10 protein-coding genes are annotated in these 15,307 nt (G+C 59.0%); 3 read left to right on the forward strand and 7 right to left on the reverse strand.

What is annotated here, in order from left to right:
* Positions 1 to 16: 16 nt before the first annotated feature.
* Genes ntrB through cynS form a run of 3 tightly spaced genes read left to right on the forward strand, consistent with a single transcriptional unit; the run spans position 17 to position 2,391 of the window.
* Positions 17 to 925: a nitrate ABC transporter permease gene (gene ntrB / locus HYPMC_RS18435; protein ID WP_013949585.1), complete on the forward strand. Its 909-nt coding sequence runs from the start codon at positions 17 to 19 to the stop codon at positions 923 to 925.
* 55 nt (positions 926 to 980) lie between these two features.
* Positions 981 to 1,901, forward strand: coding sequence for an ABC transporter ATP-binding protein (locus HYPMC_RS18440; RefSeq protein WP_013949586.1), 921 nt, complete (start codon positions 981 to 983; stop codon positions 1,899 to 1,901).
* A 40-nt stretch (positions 1,902 to 1,941) separates the two neighbouring features.
* Positions 1,942 to 2,391 carry a cyanase gene (gene cynS, locus HYPMC_RS18445; RefSeq protein WP_013949587.1) on the forward strand — a complete coding sequence of 150 codons (450 nt, stop codon included), beginning with the start codon at positions 1,942 to 1,944 and terminating at the stop codon, positions 2,389 to 2,391.
* Between the two features lie 85 nt (positions 2,392 to 2,476).
* On the opposite strand, the gene HYPMC_RS18450 is transcribed toward cynS, so the two are convergent.
* The 7 genes from HYPMC_RS18450 to HYPMC_RS18480 all read right to left on the reverse strand — a co-directional run bounded on the left by HYPMC_RS18450 (position 2,477) and on the right by HYPMC_RS18480 (position 14,940).
* A complete protein-coding gene (locus HYPMC_RS18450; RefSeq protein WP_244420923.1) occupies positions 2,477 to 3,547 on the reverse strand; it encodes a cytochrome-c peroxidase in 1,071 nt (356 codons plus the stop codon).
* A 121-nt stretch (positions 3,548 to 3,668) separates the two neighbouring features.
* Positions 3,669 to 4,202 carry a hypothetical protein gene (locus HYPMC_RS18455; RefSeq protein ID WP_013949589.1) on the reverse strand — a complete coding sequence of 178 codons (534 nt, stop codon included), beginning with the start codon at positions 4,200 to 4,202 and terminating at the stop codon, positions 3,669 to 3,671.
* Positions 4,203 to 4,263: 61 nt separating this feature from the next.
* Positions 4,264 to 6,477 (reverse strand): TonB-dependent receptor, encoded by a 2,214-nt coding sequence (locus HYPMC_RS18460; protein WP_244420924.1) that lies wholly within the window; start codon positions 6,475 to 6,477, stop codon positions 4,264 to 4,266.
* A gap of 389 nt (positions 6,478 to 6,866) precedes the next feature.
* Entirely contained in the window at positions 6,867 to 10,214 is a 3,348-nt protein-coding gene (locus HYPMC_RS18465; protein WP_013949592.1) for an error-prone DNA polymerase, read from the reverse strand.
* Positions 10,211 to 11,752, reverse strand: coding sequence for a DNA polymerase Y family protein (locus HYPMC_RS18470; RefSeq protein ID WP_244420925.1), 1,542 nt, complete (start codon positions 11,750 to 11,752; stop codon positions 10,211 to 10,213). Before HYPMC_RS18470 ends, HYPMC_RS18465 begins: the two co-directional genes overlap by 4 nt.
* Positions 11,676 to 12,323 (reverse strand): ImuA family protein, encoded by a 648-nt coding sequence (locus tag HYPMC_RS18475; protein ID WP_013949594.1) that lies wholly within the window; start codon positions 12,321 to 12,323, stop codon positions 11,676 to 11,678. Before HYPMC_RS18475 ends, HYPMC_RS18470 begins: the two co-directional genes overlap by 77 nt.
* Positions 12,324 to 12,441: 118 nt before the next feature.
* On the reverse strand, positions 12,442 to 14,940 hold the full coding sequence (locus HYPMC_RS18480) for an EAL domain-containing protein (RefSeq protein WP_013949595.1): 2,499 nt from the start codon (positions 14,938 to 14,940) through the stop codon (positions 12,442 to 12,444).
* Positions 14,941 to 15,307 lie beyond the last annotated feature (367 nt).

Genomic DNA, 15,307 nt, shown 5'->3' on the forward strand with positions numbered 1-15,307 from the left:
CACGGAGACTTTGAAGATGGCCACGACAGATATAGCCGACTCCGCCGCTTCCTTCCGGCGCAAAGAGCGCGGAGGCCTGCCGAAGTTTCCTCTTGGCATACGCGCAGCGTGCCTATCGCTTGTCATCCTCGCCCTGCTGGTTGGCGTCTGGCAGCTCGCAACGGCGCCGGCCGCCAGCGTCGCGACAACAGTCGATCCTGAATACGCTGCTCTCGTTTCCGGCGCCGCTGCCGAAGGACAAAAGACCGGCTTTCCGACGCCAGCCGATTTTGTCTCGACGCTCTGGGGACAAATCAAAAATCCGTTCTATGTTCATGGCGCCAACGACCAAGGCATTGGCATTCAGCTCGGCTACTCGCTGGGACGCGTGCTGCTTGGCTATTTTCTTGCGGCAATCGTCGCGATTCCACTGGGGTTCGTGATCGGCATGTCGCCGCTCATCCACCGCGCGCTGGATCCCTTCATTCAGATCCTGAAGCCGATTTCGCCTTTGGCCTGGATGCCGCTCGCGCTCTACACGATCAAGGATTCCAGCATTTCAGCGATCTTCGTGATCTTCATCTGTGCGCTCTGGCCCATGCTGCTCAATACCGCTTTCGGTGTCGCAAGCGTGCGGAAGGAATGGCTGAACGTTGCCGCGACCCTTGAGGTCAGCCCGTTGCGCAAGGCGTTTCAGGTCATCTTGCCCGCGGCCGCGCCCACGATCATGACCGGCATGCGGATTTCGATCGGTATCGCGTGGCTCGTTATTATCGCAGCCGAGATGCTCGTTGGCGGTACCGGCATCGGATACTTCGTCTGGAACGAGTGGAACAATCTCTCGATCTCCAACATCCTGACCGCGATCTTGCTGATTGGTCTGACCGGCATGGCGCTGGACGTCATCCTGGCGCGCGCGGCCCGGCTGGTCGCCTATCGGGAATGACGTCCGCCAGCGGAAGATTGCAATCACTCACCCCAGGCCCGAACACGAGGACGCTATGGAAAAGCCACTGATCTCCATCGAAGCCCTGGCTCGGCGCTATCCCAAGCATGGCGGCGGCGAGACTACCGTCTTTGAGAATATCTGGCTGCCGATTGCGAAGGGCGAGTTCGTCTGTCTCATCGGGCATTCGGGTTGCGGCAAGACGACAATCCTCAACGTTCTAGCGGGCCTCGACAAACCGTCCGATGGCGTGGTGATCGTCGACGGCCGCGAGATATCGGGACCGAGCCTCGATCGTGCTGTCATCTTCCAGGGGCACTCGTTGCTGCCGTGGATGACAGTCCAGCAGAACGTCGCATTCGCGGTGAAGTCCCGTCATCCCGATTGGCCCAAGGCGAAAATTCTTGCGCACTGTCAGACGTATATTGATGTTGTCCATCTCAAAGGTTCTGAACAGAAGAAACCTGCCGAGCTGTCGGGCGGCATGAAACAACGCGTCGGCATTGCCCGCGCGCTCGCCATCGAGCCAAAGATGCTGTTGATGGACGAACCGTTTTCGGCGCTCGATGCGCTGACGCGCGGCTCGTTGCAGGACGAAGTCCGCCGCATCTGCACCGAAACGCAACAGACCGTCTTTATGATTACGCACGACGTCGATGAAGCATTATTGCTCGCCGACAAGATCGTGCTGATGACGAACGGTCCGCACGCCAAGATCGCGGAGATCGTCGAGAATACGCTGCCGAAAGACCGACAACCGGCGACGATGCATCGGCATGCCAATTACTATCCGATGCGGAACCATCTTCTCGATTTCCTCGTCAGCCGCTCGAAGGCATTCGACCAGGAAATCGCGGGCAAGGCCCACAATCCCATGCGGCCTCCCATCGTGCGCCCAACGGCAAAACCAATGCGGGTCGATGCCGAGAAAGATGGAGCCGCGTCCGCCGTCGACCGCGCTGCCGTAACAGCCTGAACCGAAATCCTTAGCCATCCAAACCAAAGGAGTGACGCGCATGAACCGCGCCGAAGTGACCGAACTTGTGCTTTCCGCAAAACGGATGAAGGGCCTGACGTGGGCAGAGATTCAGCAAACCGTGTCGGTCTCGACGTCACCGATCGTCGTCACAGCGGCTCTTCTCGGACAGATGCGTCTGGAGCCTGAGGAAGCCGAGCGTGCCGCGAAGCTGCTGGATCTTCCCGAGGAAGCAAAGATCATTCTGACGGAAATTCCCTACCGCGGATCGCTCCCGCAAGTGCCGCCGACCGATCCGCTGATCTACCGCTTCTACGAATTGGTTCAGGTCTATGGTACGACGTGGAAGGAACTCATTCAGGAGGAGTTCGGCGACGGCATCATGTCGGCAATCGATTTCGATATGACGCTGGAACGTCAGCCCGACCAGAAGGGCGACCGGGTGAAAATCGGCATGTCCGGAAAGTTCCTCGGCTACCGCCGCTATTAAAGCGGCGTGACCGCTTCCGCCCTCGCACGACAGGACGGATCAAACAGGGCCATCGCACGGATTTCCGCGCGATGGCCATTTCGTTTCAGTTGTCGACGAGAGATTCGTAGTTCCGGTCCGTCAACGTCTTCAGGAACGCGATCAAAGCATCGACGTCGGCGTCTGACAGCGGTCGCGCCTTCAGATTGGAGATTGCGAGATTGGCGCCGTCTTCCGGTGCGTTCCACGCTGCTCCGGTTTCCGGATTAATCTTCCCGACGCGGCCGTCTGAAAATCTCAAGTGAAACACGACGGCGGTGCGCAGCTCCTGAAAGGCGCCGTTGTGCATGTAAGGGCCGGTGACGGCAATATTGCGTAACGTCGGGACCTTAAACGCACCGTCATAGGTCGGGTCATTCGCTGCAGGATTTTGCATGAGACCATGGTCGACGCGTTGAGCGGCGCTTCCGTTCAGACGGCGAACCGCAACATTCTCCGGAACTCCCAGATTATAGTACCGGAAGTTCGTGAATGCGTCGTTGCGCGAATCTGCGACGCCCGTGCTCGAATGACAGCGGGAGCATCCCGCCCCGTTCGCGGCGAAGAACAAGTCGCGTCCCTTGGCTTCGTTTTGCGAGAGCACCGCTTCGCCTCGGAGCGACTTGTCATACCTGGAATCGAACGGCGCGAAATCGGACGTCTTCAAATAGGCGGCCAATGCGGTCTGAAGTGCCGCGAATGCCTTTGGCGTATCGTCCAAGGCGCCAGGTCCGAAAACTGCAGGAAAGGCCGCTTGATAATCCGCGCTTTCGCGAAGCCGCGCGACGACGCTTGCCTCATCTGGCATGCCCATCTCTATTGGATTGAGGATTGGGTCGCGCACTTGATCCGTTATGGTTCGCGCTCGGCCGTCCCAAAACATTCCACCTGCCGCCGTGTGCTCTGCCGAGATATGAAACGGTGGCGTCATCATGATGTAGCTGAGTGTCGGCGAATTTCTATCGCCGAGCGAGTGACCGTCTCCTCCGCGAGAAACCGCGCCTTGCACATCTCCTAGCGCACGTGGATCGGTGAACGCCAACTCCGGCGAATGACAGCTTACGCAGTTCTGCTTGCGGCTGAACGAAAGGTTTCGATCTGCAAAAAGCGCCCGGCCAAGTTCGATCGGCGTACGCAAGCTTGCGGCCTCGACAGAACGGGATGCTACCGCGGTCGCGATTGATGTGGCCGCCAAGAAGCCGATGAAGGCCCACCGTCGGCTCTTACATGCCACTGCTATGCTGCGGGACGCATTCACTTCATTTTTTTTCCGCGGCATGGATGGTCAACTTCATGGATTTATCCGGCGCCCCGCTGATCTGAATGATCGCAGGCCCAGCGCCAAGATCGTACTGCACGCTCTTGCGCAAACTTTTACAATTCTTGTCGCCGGAAAATGCGACCGTGGAAACCAACGCATCGTTCTGGACGACATCAATCCAGGCGTGGCTGGGAATCGTGATTTGATAGAGCCCGGGCTTGCCCACATCGGCAATCGAGAACCAGCCGGAAAAGCTGTTTTTCGCTATGGCTTGTTTCTTGATGCCAGGTGTCGCCGGTAGCTTGACTGATGGCGAGGGTTCGAGCGTCAGCTCGATCGCCTTATCAGGGATCGACACGATCTTGCCGCCTGTCTCCACCGCTTCCGCGTCCGGCGCGGCGACCCAACTCAATTCGGTCGCAACGGACCATTTAAAACCGGTGCATGTCTCGGCGGAGGCTACTCCGGAAAACGCCGCCACCAAGGCCGCGATCGGTAAAAGAGATTTCAGTAATGGAAAATTGCGCGACATCTCTATTCCTTATCGAAGGCCGGCGCTATCGAAGCGCCGGCGATATGTTGAGATCGTGATCCTAGAATTGCGTGCGCATGCCGACGTAGAAGTTGCGTCCCTGCTCGGGATAGCCGTCCGTCAGCGTGTAGTTCTCGTCCGTCAAGTTGCGAGCGTTGAAGATAAGGCTCGTCTTGTCGTTGATGTCGTATTCGGTCTGAAAGTTCGCCAGCGCGAATGCCCCAGTTTCGTAATACACGGTGCCGGCGGTGTTGACCGTCCAGCGATCAGTGGCGAATTCAACGTTCGGCGTGATGCTCCAGGCGTTGGTGATCTTGTACGTGGCGTAAGCAATGCCCTTCACCGCCGGCAGGCCGGTCAGCTCGAATGATGGGTTCTCGGGATTATGCACGTCACGGCGGATCCAGGTGATGTTGCCACCGACGAGCAGCGAGTCGTTCATCGCATAATCGATTGAATATTCTATGCCGTAGTAATGGCCGTCGCCGACGTTCTGGCTTTGAGTCACTGCCTGCCCATCATAGATGAACGGCACCGATTGAATGAGGTTGGTGACATCGCTGTAGAACACAGCAGCCGACATCTGGCTGTTGCGCGCGAAATTGTTGGCCCAGCCCACTTCGTAATTGATCGAACGCTCAGGCTGAAGACCCGGATTCGACGTGGCGCCGCCGAAGCGTGAGCTGAAACGCTCGAAAATCGTCGGGAATCGAGTGCGGTCGGAAACGCTTGCGTGCACCGTGCCGGTATCGTTGTAGCGATAGACGATGGCCGACTGCCAATTGAGCGCGTCGGTATCTTTCTTTGGATATTCGAACAGACCGTCGGTCGTCGTGAACTCCTGGGCCTCGTAAAGCCTGCGCCAGTCGTAGCTGATGCCAGACACGATATCGATGCGATTGGTAGCGCGGAGCGTGTTCTCGAAGGCGACGGAATAGGTGTCTTCCAGATCAGTTTGATCAGGTTCCCAGAAGCAGGGCGTGGTTTTACCGCAAGATACGCCCTTGACGTTGTAGCCTTGCGATTCCGTGTGGTTATCGCGCCGATAAAGGAAGGTTGACTTCAGCGTGTCCCACGGCGTGATGTCGAGGCCGTACAGGATGCTGCCGCCGCCCGCCCAGTCGTTATAAATACTATCGAAGGCTTTTGGAGTCTTCTGCGTGGTCTGAGCCGCATCGTCGTAGCTCATCAGGTTATCGCTGAAAGTCGTGTAGTAAACTTTGGTTTCGACGAACGACGCCGGAGAGAGTTTCGTATGTGAAAGCCAATAGATGTTTTGCTGCGTGGTGTCCGGCCAATCCCAATAGCGCTGCGTCGAGACGGGATCCGTTACGTGGTAGGGCGCGCCCTTGGAATTGTTCATTCGCACGTAGTTGATCGAATAATCGTCGGTCGCATTCGGGGTCAAACCGATTTTGGCGTTGGCTTCCCAATTGCTCTTGTTGGAATGATCGCGCTCGCCGCCGTTTTCGACCGACGTCGGCTTGAAATTGTCCGACAGGTACCAGCCATCCAAATCAAGCACAGAACCGCTGACCTGCGCATAGTATCCGCGCTGCCGCGTTCCGAACGACGCGTAGGTTCTATAACCCTCGTATTGTCCGTCACCGCCGAACATCATGCCGCCTTCGATCTGGCCTTCGAACGGTTTGGTCGGCTTTTTGGTCACCATATTGATCCAGCCACCCATGCCGCCGGGTCCGTTGAGAACCGACGTGTAACCCTTCGCAATCTGCACTTCGGACAGATTGGCGGTCAGGAAGCTTGAGAAGTCGATGCGGTTATCGGCGGGACGATAGATCGGGATACCATCTATCGAGATCGGAACCTGCCAGCGGTCAAAGCCGCGGACGAAGATCAGCTGTTCGTTGCGCGTGCCGCCTGAATTCGATGCGGCGACGCCGGGAGCCAGCGACAGCGACTGATCCAAGGTCGCTTTCGAGAACGTCCACATAGCGTCGTTCGTGATCGCCGTGCCACCGACCATATCGATTTGGCCGAGGGTAAAGACGCCTGCCGATCCTGGCAGGCCCTGACTGGACGCTGCGGTATCGGTGCCGCCGTCGGCTTTTTTAGATTTGCTGGCTGTACCTTTCGACTTGCCGTCGTCGGTGCCCGCGGATGTGCTGCTGGGCTTTTGCGAAATGCGCTGTTTCGGAGCTGCCACCACGACGGGCGGCAAGGCGACGGACGATGCATCCTGAACGTTTTGTGCGGCTTCTTGGGCTTTCAGGTTTCCAGCAGATGACATCGCAAAGGCAGTGAACGCTAACACACGAACTTTTCGCCGGCACATTCGCTACTTCCCCCACTCAAATTACGCAAACGATATAGCCGAACGACTAGGTCGAAAGTTGCGGGGATGCAATACGCATGGCCAAGGCGATGGCGCCTATCGGATGCAGTGTGGCCGTTTGGTGTCAATGAACAGATTCAAATCAGTGAATCGAAATGTTGCTTCCACGTTGCCCACTTGCCGAAGACTGCGTGTGTTCGTTCGCAGTCGAGGCATGCAACTGGGTCACGGCTTCGACGACCCGCGGTGGCGTCCTGTTGCTCTCCGACACGTACTTGATTTCTACGAGCCACATGGTCCTGCCTGTTTCATGGCGCCTGCGGCTGTGATCTTGGGAGGCCAGGTCCTTCGTTGAAAGGGGCGTTCGATTAATGAAAATCTCGCGAGCCCGGCAGAATACGGACGTCGCGGGGATGGCGTGCGCGGGATGGCTGCGGATGCAGGAATTCGTCGGCGCTCGATATTTCGATCGTCGGTTCGTAGGCATCTGAAAGGCGAGAAAGCTCCGCCGTCCGGTCGATGACGCGCGCCGCCATGAGATGGATGACGTTTTCGGGACTGCGCTGCACCTTGCCTTCGATCAGCAGCAGCCGGGCGCCCATCACCTCCTTGCGGAATTTCTCGAACGTACGCACCCAAAGCACGGCGTTCGTAATTCCCGTCTCGTCCTCCAAAGTTATGAAAATGGCATTGCCCTTGCCCGGTCGCTGACGCACGAGAACAACTCCGGCGACGCGTCCTCGGCTGCCGTCACGTTGAGCTGCAAGCTCGGCGCAGGTGGCAATGCCTTCGCTGCGGAAGATATCGCGCAGACATTCCATCGGATGGCCTTTGAGCGACAAACGGGCGGTCTGGTAGTCCACCGCGATGTTTTCGCCGAGCGACATTGATGGCAATTGCGCATTAGGCTCGTCACCCAGATCCGGCTCGCGTGCGGCAGCGAACAACGGCAGTTCGTCCGCTTCCGGCAAGCGCCGCGCCGCCCATAACGCGTCTCGGCGATGAATGCCGACAGAGCGGAAGCAATCGGCATCGGCAAGCACGCGCAGCACCCGCTGCGGCAGACGGGTGCGCTGCGCCAGGTTATCGAGGTCGGCATATCCGTTGCGGCGCAGATCGATCAGCCGTTTGCACCACGCCTCCGACAAGCCGTCGACTTGCCGGAAACCGAGACGCAGCGCCGTTTTCCCGTCGCTCCCGGCGCATAGCGTATTGTCCCAGTCGCTTTCATTGACATCGACCGGATAGACTTCGACGCCGTGATCGCGCGCGTCGCGCACGATCTGTGCCGGGGCATAAAATCCCATGGGCTGTGCATTCAAAAGCGCGCACGCGAAAGCTGCCGGATAGCGGCATTTGATGAAAGCAGAGATATAGACGAGCCTGGCGAACGCAGCGGCGTGACTTTCGGGAAACCCATATTCGCCGAAGCCTTTGATCTGCTCAAAGCAGCGCTGTGCGAAATCGCGATCGTAGCCGCGCTCGACCATACGCTCGACAAGCATCGACTCGAATTTATGGATCGTGCCGACATTGCGGAACGTCGCCATTGCGCGGCGAAGCTGATTGGCCTCGGCGTCGGAGAACCTTGCCGCGACCATCGCAAGTTGCATCGCCTGTTCCTGAAACAGCGGAACGCCAAGCGTTCGCGACAGCACGTTGCGAAGCTCATCAGGATCGTGCGGCGGCGTGGGCGATGGAAAGGTTATCTCTTCCGTATTTTTGCGTCGGCGCAGATAGGGGTGCACCATGTCGCCTTGGATCGGACCGGGCCGCACGATCGCGACCTGGATGACGAGATCGTAGAATTCTTTCGGCTTCAGGCGCGGCAGCATGTTGATCTGCGCCCGGCTCTCGACCTGAAAGACGCCGATGGAATCCCCCTTCTGCAGCATTTCGTACACCTCCCGCTGCTCGGCAGGAAGATTTGCGAGATCGAAGCTCTCGCCTTCGTGCAAGCGGATCAGGTCGAACGCCTTGCGAATGCAGGTCAGCATGCCCAGCGCGAGAACGTCGACTTTCATCAGGCCGAGAACGTCGATGTCGTCCTTGTCCCACTCAATGAAGGTCCGCTTATCCATCGCGGCATTGCCGATTGGAACGAGGTCATCCAGCCGTCCCCGAGCCAGCACGAAGCCGCCGACATGCTGCGAGAGATGGCGCGGAAAACCGAGGATGCGTGTCGCAAACGCGATCGCCTGGCCGATAACCGGATTGCGCGGGTCTATGCCGGCTTGCCGGAGATGCGCTTCGGACAGTTTCGATCCCCCGCTTCCCCACACGGTTCCGGCGATGCGGCTGGTGATGTCTTCGCTCAAGCCCAGAACTTTGCCCACTTCGCGAATGGCGCTGCGCGGGCGATAGCGGATCACGGTCGCCACGAGACCCGCGCGCTCGCGTCCATAGCGCTCATAGATGTACTGGATGACCTCTTCGCGCCGTTCATGCTCAAAGTCGACGTCGATGTCCGGCGGCTCGCGCCGCTCGCTCGAAATGAAACGGGCGAAAAGCAAGTTATTGCGCTCAGGATCGACCGACGTGATCCCGAGCACGTAGCAAACGGCGGAATTCGCCGCCGAGCCTCGTCCCTGACACAGAATTTTCTGTTCATTGGCGTAGCGGACGATGTCGTAAACGGTGAGAAAGTACGGTGCATACTCACGCTCCGCGATGAGTTTCAGTTCGGCCGCCACCTGATTGCGCACTTTATCCGGGATGCCTGCCGGATAGCGCTCGGCCGCCTTTTGCCACGTCAGATGGTCGAGCCATCCTTGCGGGGTCCAACCGGGCGGAACGGGCTCGTCGGGATACTCATATTTGAGCTGCCCGAGTGAAAAGGTGATGTTTTGAAGCAATTCCTGCGTGGCGGAAATGGCGGAAGGACAGTCGCGAAATAATTGCACCATGTCCGCAGGCCGCTTGAGGTGGCGCTCGGCGTTGGCTTCCAGCCTCCTTCCTGCCGTTTCGATGCGCAAGCCTTCGCGGATGCACGTCAGGATGTCTTGAACCTCCCGTTGCTCCGGGATGTCATACAGCACGTCGTTCGTGGCAATCAGCGGCACATGCGTTAAAGCAGCGACGCTCATCAGATGATGCAGCTCTTCCCGATCGTTTCCGCGCAAATGCATTGCGGCGGCAAGCCATGTTTTTCCGGGCGCTGCTGCCGAAACAGTCCGAACATGCGCTTCAAGGCCATCGCGCACCAACGGCGGCATGACGATCAATTGCAGATCGGCGCAATCCGATAGCAAATCTTCACGTTGCAGGCTGCAATCGCCCTTCTTGGCCTTTAGCTTGCCAAAGCTGAGCAGGCGGCAGAGCCGCGCCCAACCGGCGCGGTTTTCCGGATAAGCGATGATATCCGGGGTGCCGTCGATGAAGACGAGGCGTGCACCGACGAGCAGCTTGAAATTTTTTGCGCGAGCTTTGACGGCTTCTGAAATGCCGGCCCAATCGTCGGCGTTTGCATCGTCGATCCAAGCGTATTCGCCGGGACCGGAGCCTTCGCGGACTTTTTGCGGAGCGGGCAATCCTTCGTTCCGCAAGTCTTCGAGAGCGCCGTAAGCTCTGACGACACCGGCGAGCGTATTGCGGTCCGCAATGCCTATCCCCGTATGGCCAAGAAGGACGGCGCGCGCGACGAAATCCTCAGGGTTCGATGCGCCGCGCAGAAACGAGAAATTCGTGGTGGTAGCAAGTTCGGCATAGGGCGTCATGGAAACACTCCATGCAGGAACCACCGAGGCTGCCCATCGGCCGCCGTTACGGCTGCGCGGAAAATCCAGAAGCGCCGCCCTTCAGAGCTTTCGACACGATAGTAGTCGCGCACGCCATAGTCTGACTGTGGGCGCCACCATTCTTCGGCGATGCGCTCCGGACCGATCGCGTTCGCGATGCGATGCGTAACGCGGCGCCAGCGGACGCTTTCCAGCCTATCGTTTTTATCGGCTTCGACGTCGATCGGATGCGGACGCGCATAGATCAGCGGCGGACGCAAACCGACCTTGCCCTGGATCGTCCCCTGCTCCCATTCGTGTGGCGACGCGGGAAGTGCAGCCGGAACCACAGCCTGCGCCCGTTCCGGAATATGGCTATCGACCGGCTGCAATCGCATTACGCGCTCACGTCCGAACATGATGCTTAGCCGGTCGATGAGCTGAGCGACCTTGTCTTGCTGGTCGTCTTGCGCATTGAACGTGCCCTGGCTCTCAGTCCACGGCTCAGCGCGCGTCGCCTCGAAGCAAATGAGGTCGAAGCCGAAGCCAGGATCGAGCGGGTCGGCGAGGCCATCGAGACGGTCGCGGTAGAGGCGCAAGATCACTTCAGGATCGCGTGTCGGGCGGCTGGTCTCGACGCGGATGCGGCGGATAGCGCCGTCAGCCCGAAAAAAAGTTCCCGTAAAGATGCGGCCGCCGACGCTTCGCGCTGCCAATTGATCGCAGACAGACGCAGCCAGATCGGCAAGCATATTGGCGATCACCTCATGGCTCGCCACCGGCTCGGCACAGCGCTGCTCGGCCCTGTAAGGCGCAGGCTGGCGGCGAGGCGCGATGCGCCTGTCTTCCTCTCCGAGCACGCGGGCGAGTTTGGCCGTGAAAGCCGACGAAAAACGGGCGGTGAACAGCAGCGATGGCCGGTCGGCGATCTCGGCGACAGTCCTCAGCCCGGCGCGCCTCAAGGCGGTTGCGTCTTCTTCCGCGCATTCGAGTGCCGCGACAGGAAGTGTCCGCACAAGCCTAGCGTCCTCGACAAAGCATGGATTGACGGCAGAGAAGCGCGCCAGTGCGCGCGCCATATCAGGCGTCGGAGCGACGGCAAGTTTCGCGACTGAGATGCCGGCCGTGTGCAAAACCTTCTGCAGGCGCGCGGCAAGCATCGTCTCGCCTGCGAAGAGATGGCTGCATCCCGTGATATCGAGTGCCAGACCGTCCGGCAGATCCAAGGTGACCGACGGCGTAAAAGCCAGTGCCAGATCGGCAAGATGCGCAACGAAAGCGGTATCGGCTGAGGGATCGGCCTCAATGGCGCGCAATCGCGGCATCCGCGCCCGCGCGTCGGCGAGCGTTATTCCGGCTCGCAGGCCGACGGCTAGAGCCCGGGAATCGACGGCGGCCAATTGCGAGACGCCCTTGACTTTGGCAACGAAGACCAGCGGCAGAGGTGCGCCGCCGCCGTTGTCACGCTGCCAACGATCCGACGACAGGAACGGCATCCAGAGGCATAGATACCGTCTGCGCGAAACATCGCCGCTCATGATCCCACTCCACGATACAGCTTCTCTCATCGAGACCTGACGAGCTTTTCAGCACGAACACGTCGAAGGCTGCCCGCCGCGGGCCGTTCGGCTTCATCTGAGGTGCACCCTGCACGCGCCAGCGGATTTGCGCGGCATTGGGGGCGACGCGGCCACCGTGCCGAATGAGCACGATCTCGACTCCCGACTTCTCCGCAGCAAGCTTCAATCGTCGGCTGGCCGTAAGGTCGATCGGAGTCACCGTCTCCAGGATGACGGCGTGCAGCGCACTGCAACGCGCGCCTTCGAGAGCGGCGCGCAACCCGTCAACTGGAGAACGCGCTTCCATAACGATGCAGCGCTCGGGCGACAGGCCAAGTGCGGCCAAGCCCGGACCATAGGCGTCTCCGGTTTCCGCGATTGCCGCTGCCTCGCGCACCCACAACAACATGGCATCGCGCGGCGCTGCTGCCTTCGTCTGGGTCGCCAGCATCAGGCCGAAGCCGACAGCCGCAGCAGCATGCCCCGGCCCGGCGACGACTTCGCGAAGAATGACAGGAGCTGAGGGGGCGCAAATCGAGAGCGGCAGCATGGCAAAAGAGAAAGAGCCTCAGACATAATTGTTCTCTTTTTGTTCTACAGCAGGATAGCCGCCCTGTCCAGTCCTGCTTTTGCAGTCGACAAGGCGGCGATCTCGCGAGAGATGCCGTTCAGACAGCCTCTTTCTCCAGCTTCGGTGTCCGGTGCGCCATCAGAGACAGAATCTCATCCGCCGGCCGTGGCTCGCTGAAGAGATAGCCCTGCACCTCGGTGCAGCCCTCATGGCGAAGCTGAAGCAGTTCCGCTTCCGTTTCGACACCCTCCGCCGTCGTCGCCATGCCGAGCGCATGGCCGATGCTTGCAACGGCGCGCACGATGGCGATGGAATCCGGATTGGCCTCAAGATCCTGAATGAACGACCGATCGATCTTGATCTTGTCGAACGGAAACTTCCGCAGATAACCAAGGCTCGAATAGCCCGTGCCGAAATCGTCCATAGAGATGCGGACGCCGAGGGCGCGCAGTTCATTCAGCATCGCAACCGTTGCATCCGTATCGCGCAGCAGAACCGTCTCGGTGATTTCAAGTTCGAGGCGATGCCCAGGCAGGCCTGATTTCGCCAGCGCGCCGACAACCTGAAGAACGAGCGCATTGTTCTTGAACTGCAGCGGCGAAAGATTGACAGCGACCTTGACGTCTGATGGCCATTTCATCGCATCTGCGCAGGCTTGGCCCAGCACCCAGTTGCCGATGACGCCGATCAAACCGATCTCTTCGGCGAGCGGAATGAATTCCACCGGAGAAACCATTCCGCGCGTCGGGTGTTGCCAGCGCACGAGCGCTTCGAAGCCGCTGACTTCGTTCGTGTCGAGAGAAATCAGCGGCTGGTAATAGAGTTCGAGCTCGTTACTATCGATTGCCCTGCGCAGATCAATTTCGAGCGCGCGACGTTCCTGCAGCTTGGCGTCCATACCGGGCTCGAAGAAGTGATAGATGCCGCGGCCCTCTTCTTTGGCGCGATAGAGCGCCATATCGGCGTTCTTCATCAGCTGCTCCACAGTGTCCCCGTCTAACGGGGCCATTGCGATGCCGATGCTGACGCCGACGGCGACCTGATGTCCCAACACTTCGAACGGCGCGCTCAATTCGGCAATAATGCGCTGCGCCAAGACGGTGACGCCAACAGGCTGATCGGCATCGATCTGCACAATCGCAAACTCATCGCCACCGAGACGCGCGATGATGTCATGTTTCCTGACGCAAGCGCGCAGCCGATCCGCTACAGCCTGAAGCAAGGCGTCCCCGACGGGATGCCCAAGCGTATCGTTGACCGTCTTGAAGTTGTCGAGGTCGAGACAAAGAATTGAGACGGTGTGATCGTGCTCGGCACCTTTAAGCGCCATTTCCATAGCCTCGTGGAACCGCACTCTGTTGGGAAGGTCGGTCAGAGCATCATGATGTGCCATATGGGCGATTTTCGCGTCCATCTTGCGCCGCTCGGTGATGTCTTCATGAATTGCGATGGAGCCGCCGTCGCGCATCGGCTGATGGGAAATAGCGATGACCTGGCCATCGGTCAGTTCTTCGATCCGATAGATTGGATCGCGACCGGTGGCCGACTCGATATGATCGACCAAAGCCATTTCCTGGAATTTCGAGAAACGGCCGTTCTTGCGGCGCTCCCGCAATATCGATCGAAGGGGCGTGCCCGCGACGGTCAGCTCGGGCTTCAGACCGTAAAGCTCGGCATAGCGCCGGTTGCAGATGATGAGATTTTGCTCCGCGTCGAACATGCAGAGCCCCTGAGGCAAATTGTTGATCGCAGCATCGACGCGTGCGTATTGAACAGCCAGCGACTCTTGCGCCTCGGCAAGCTTCGTCAGCATCGATTGGAACGAACGCGCCAGCGTTCCGATCTCGTCGGAGCGGCCGAGCACGTTCTCATCGAGATCCAATGACATCGCCCCGCCTTCGCGAACGCGCAGAGCAGCTTCACTGAGATGACGAAGGGGACGCGCCTGCGAATAGTGGACGAGTGCCAACGCCAATATGACGATCAACGACGTGCCGATCGCCAAAATCGCTACGATGACCTCAGACATCGAGTTCTGCTCGGTTTCCGCCTGAGCAAGAACTTCACGCGATTCAGCGCCGAGGAGATTGGTCAGCCGGTTCATCTGCCCTAGCGCGTCGTCGAGCGCCGCATCGAAACGGAGATCGAGCATTTCATCAGCGCGACGTTGCTTGTCGCTTGAGAGGATCGCATCGCGAAGCGAACGTACGGTGCCTTCGAGATACAGCAGCTTGCTCTGGATGACGTCGCAATCTGCGCCACGCGCGGGGAAATAATCGGCGACGGCGGAGATCCAGCGGCGTGCAGCCGCGATTTGATTGATGGCTTCTCGGCTGGCCATCCGCGCATCGTCCAAGTCCGATGCGGACATGCTTTTATAAACAGCCAAGCCGACATCGTTCAGGGCCGCCTTAGCATCGGACAACGCGAGGCGCGCGGGTCCAACACGCTCAATCATTGCGCGATTAACCCGATCGAGACTTTGCGCCCCTTCAAGCACGAAGAAGTTAGCGAGCGCCGATAGCGCACCAAGGGAGACGATAAGCACCGCGGCTTTGGCGGCGATGCCGAAGCGGAAAACGATAGGCACTTTCATGAGAATCTATGCTGCCAGTTGGACCGGCGCCGGCATTAGAGCAAAAGTGTTTTATCTTAACTAACGTGTTGAAAATAATACCTAATTCACTTTCCAATATGTCAGTTTGATGACAATGAAAAACGCGCAGAAAAATGATGTCTAGGCGGAACATGCCGAGCAATCTCTTCGGCGTCGGCGCGTCGCTCGCTACTCCGACGGCGGCCCTCATGCAGGTCTTCCAACCACCACGAGGTCGACGCCACGTAGACAATGATCGATACAAGCGCAGCTTAAGAATGTTGCGTTAGCGCCAACAAAGAGCGTCACGCCGGGCTCAAACAAACGTGAACCGATATGGCCAAGCGGCTTACTTTTTTTCTGCAGC

This window comes from Hyphomicrobium sp. MC1 (assembly GCF_000253295.1).
Classification (GTDB): Bacteria; Pseudomonadota; Alphaproteobacteria; order Rhizobiales; family Hyphomicrobiaceae; genus Hyphomicrobium_B.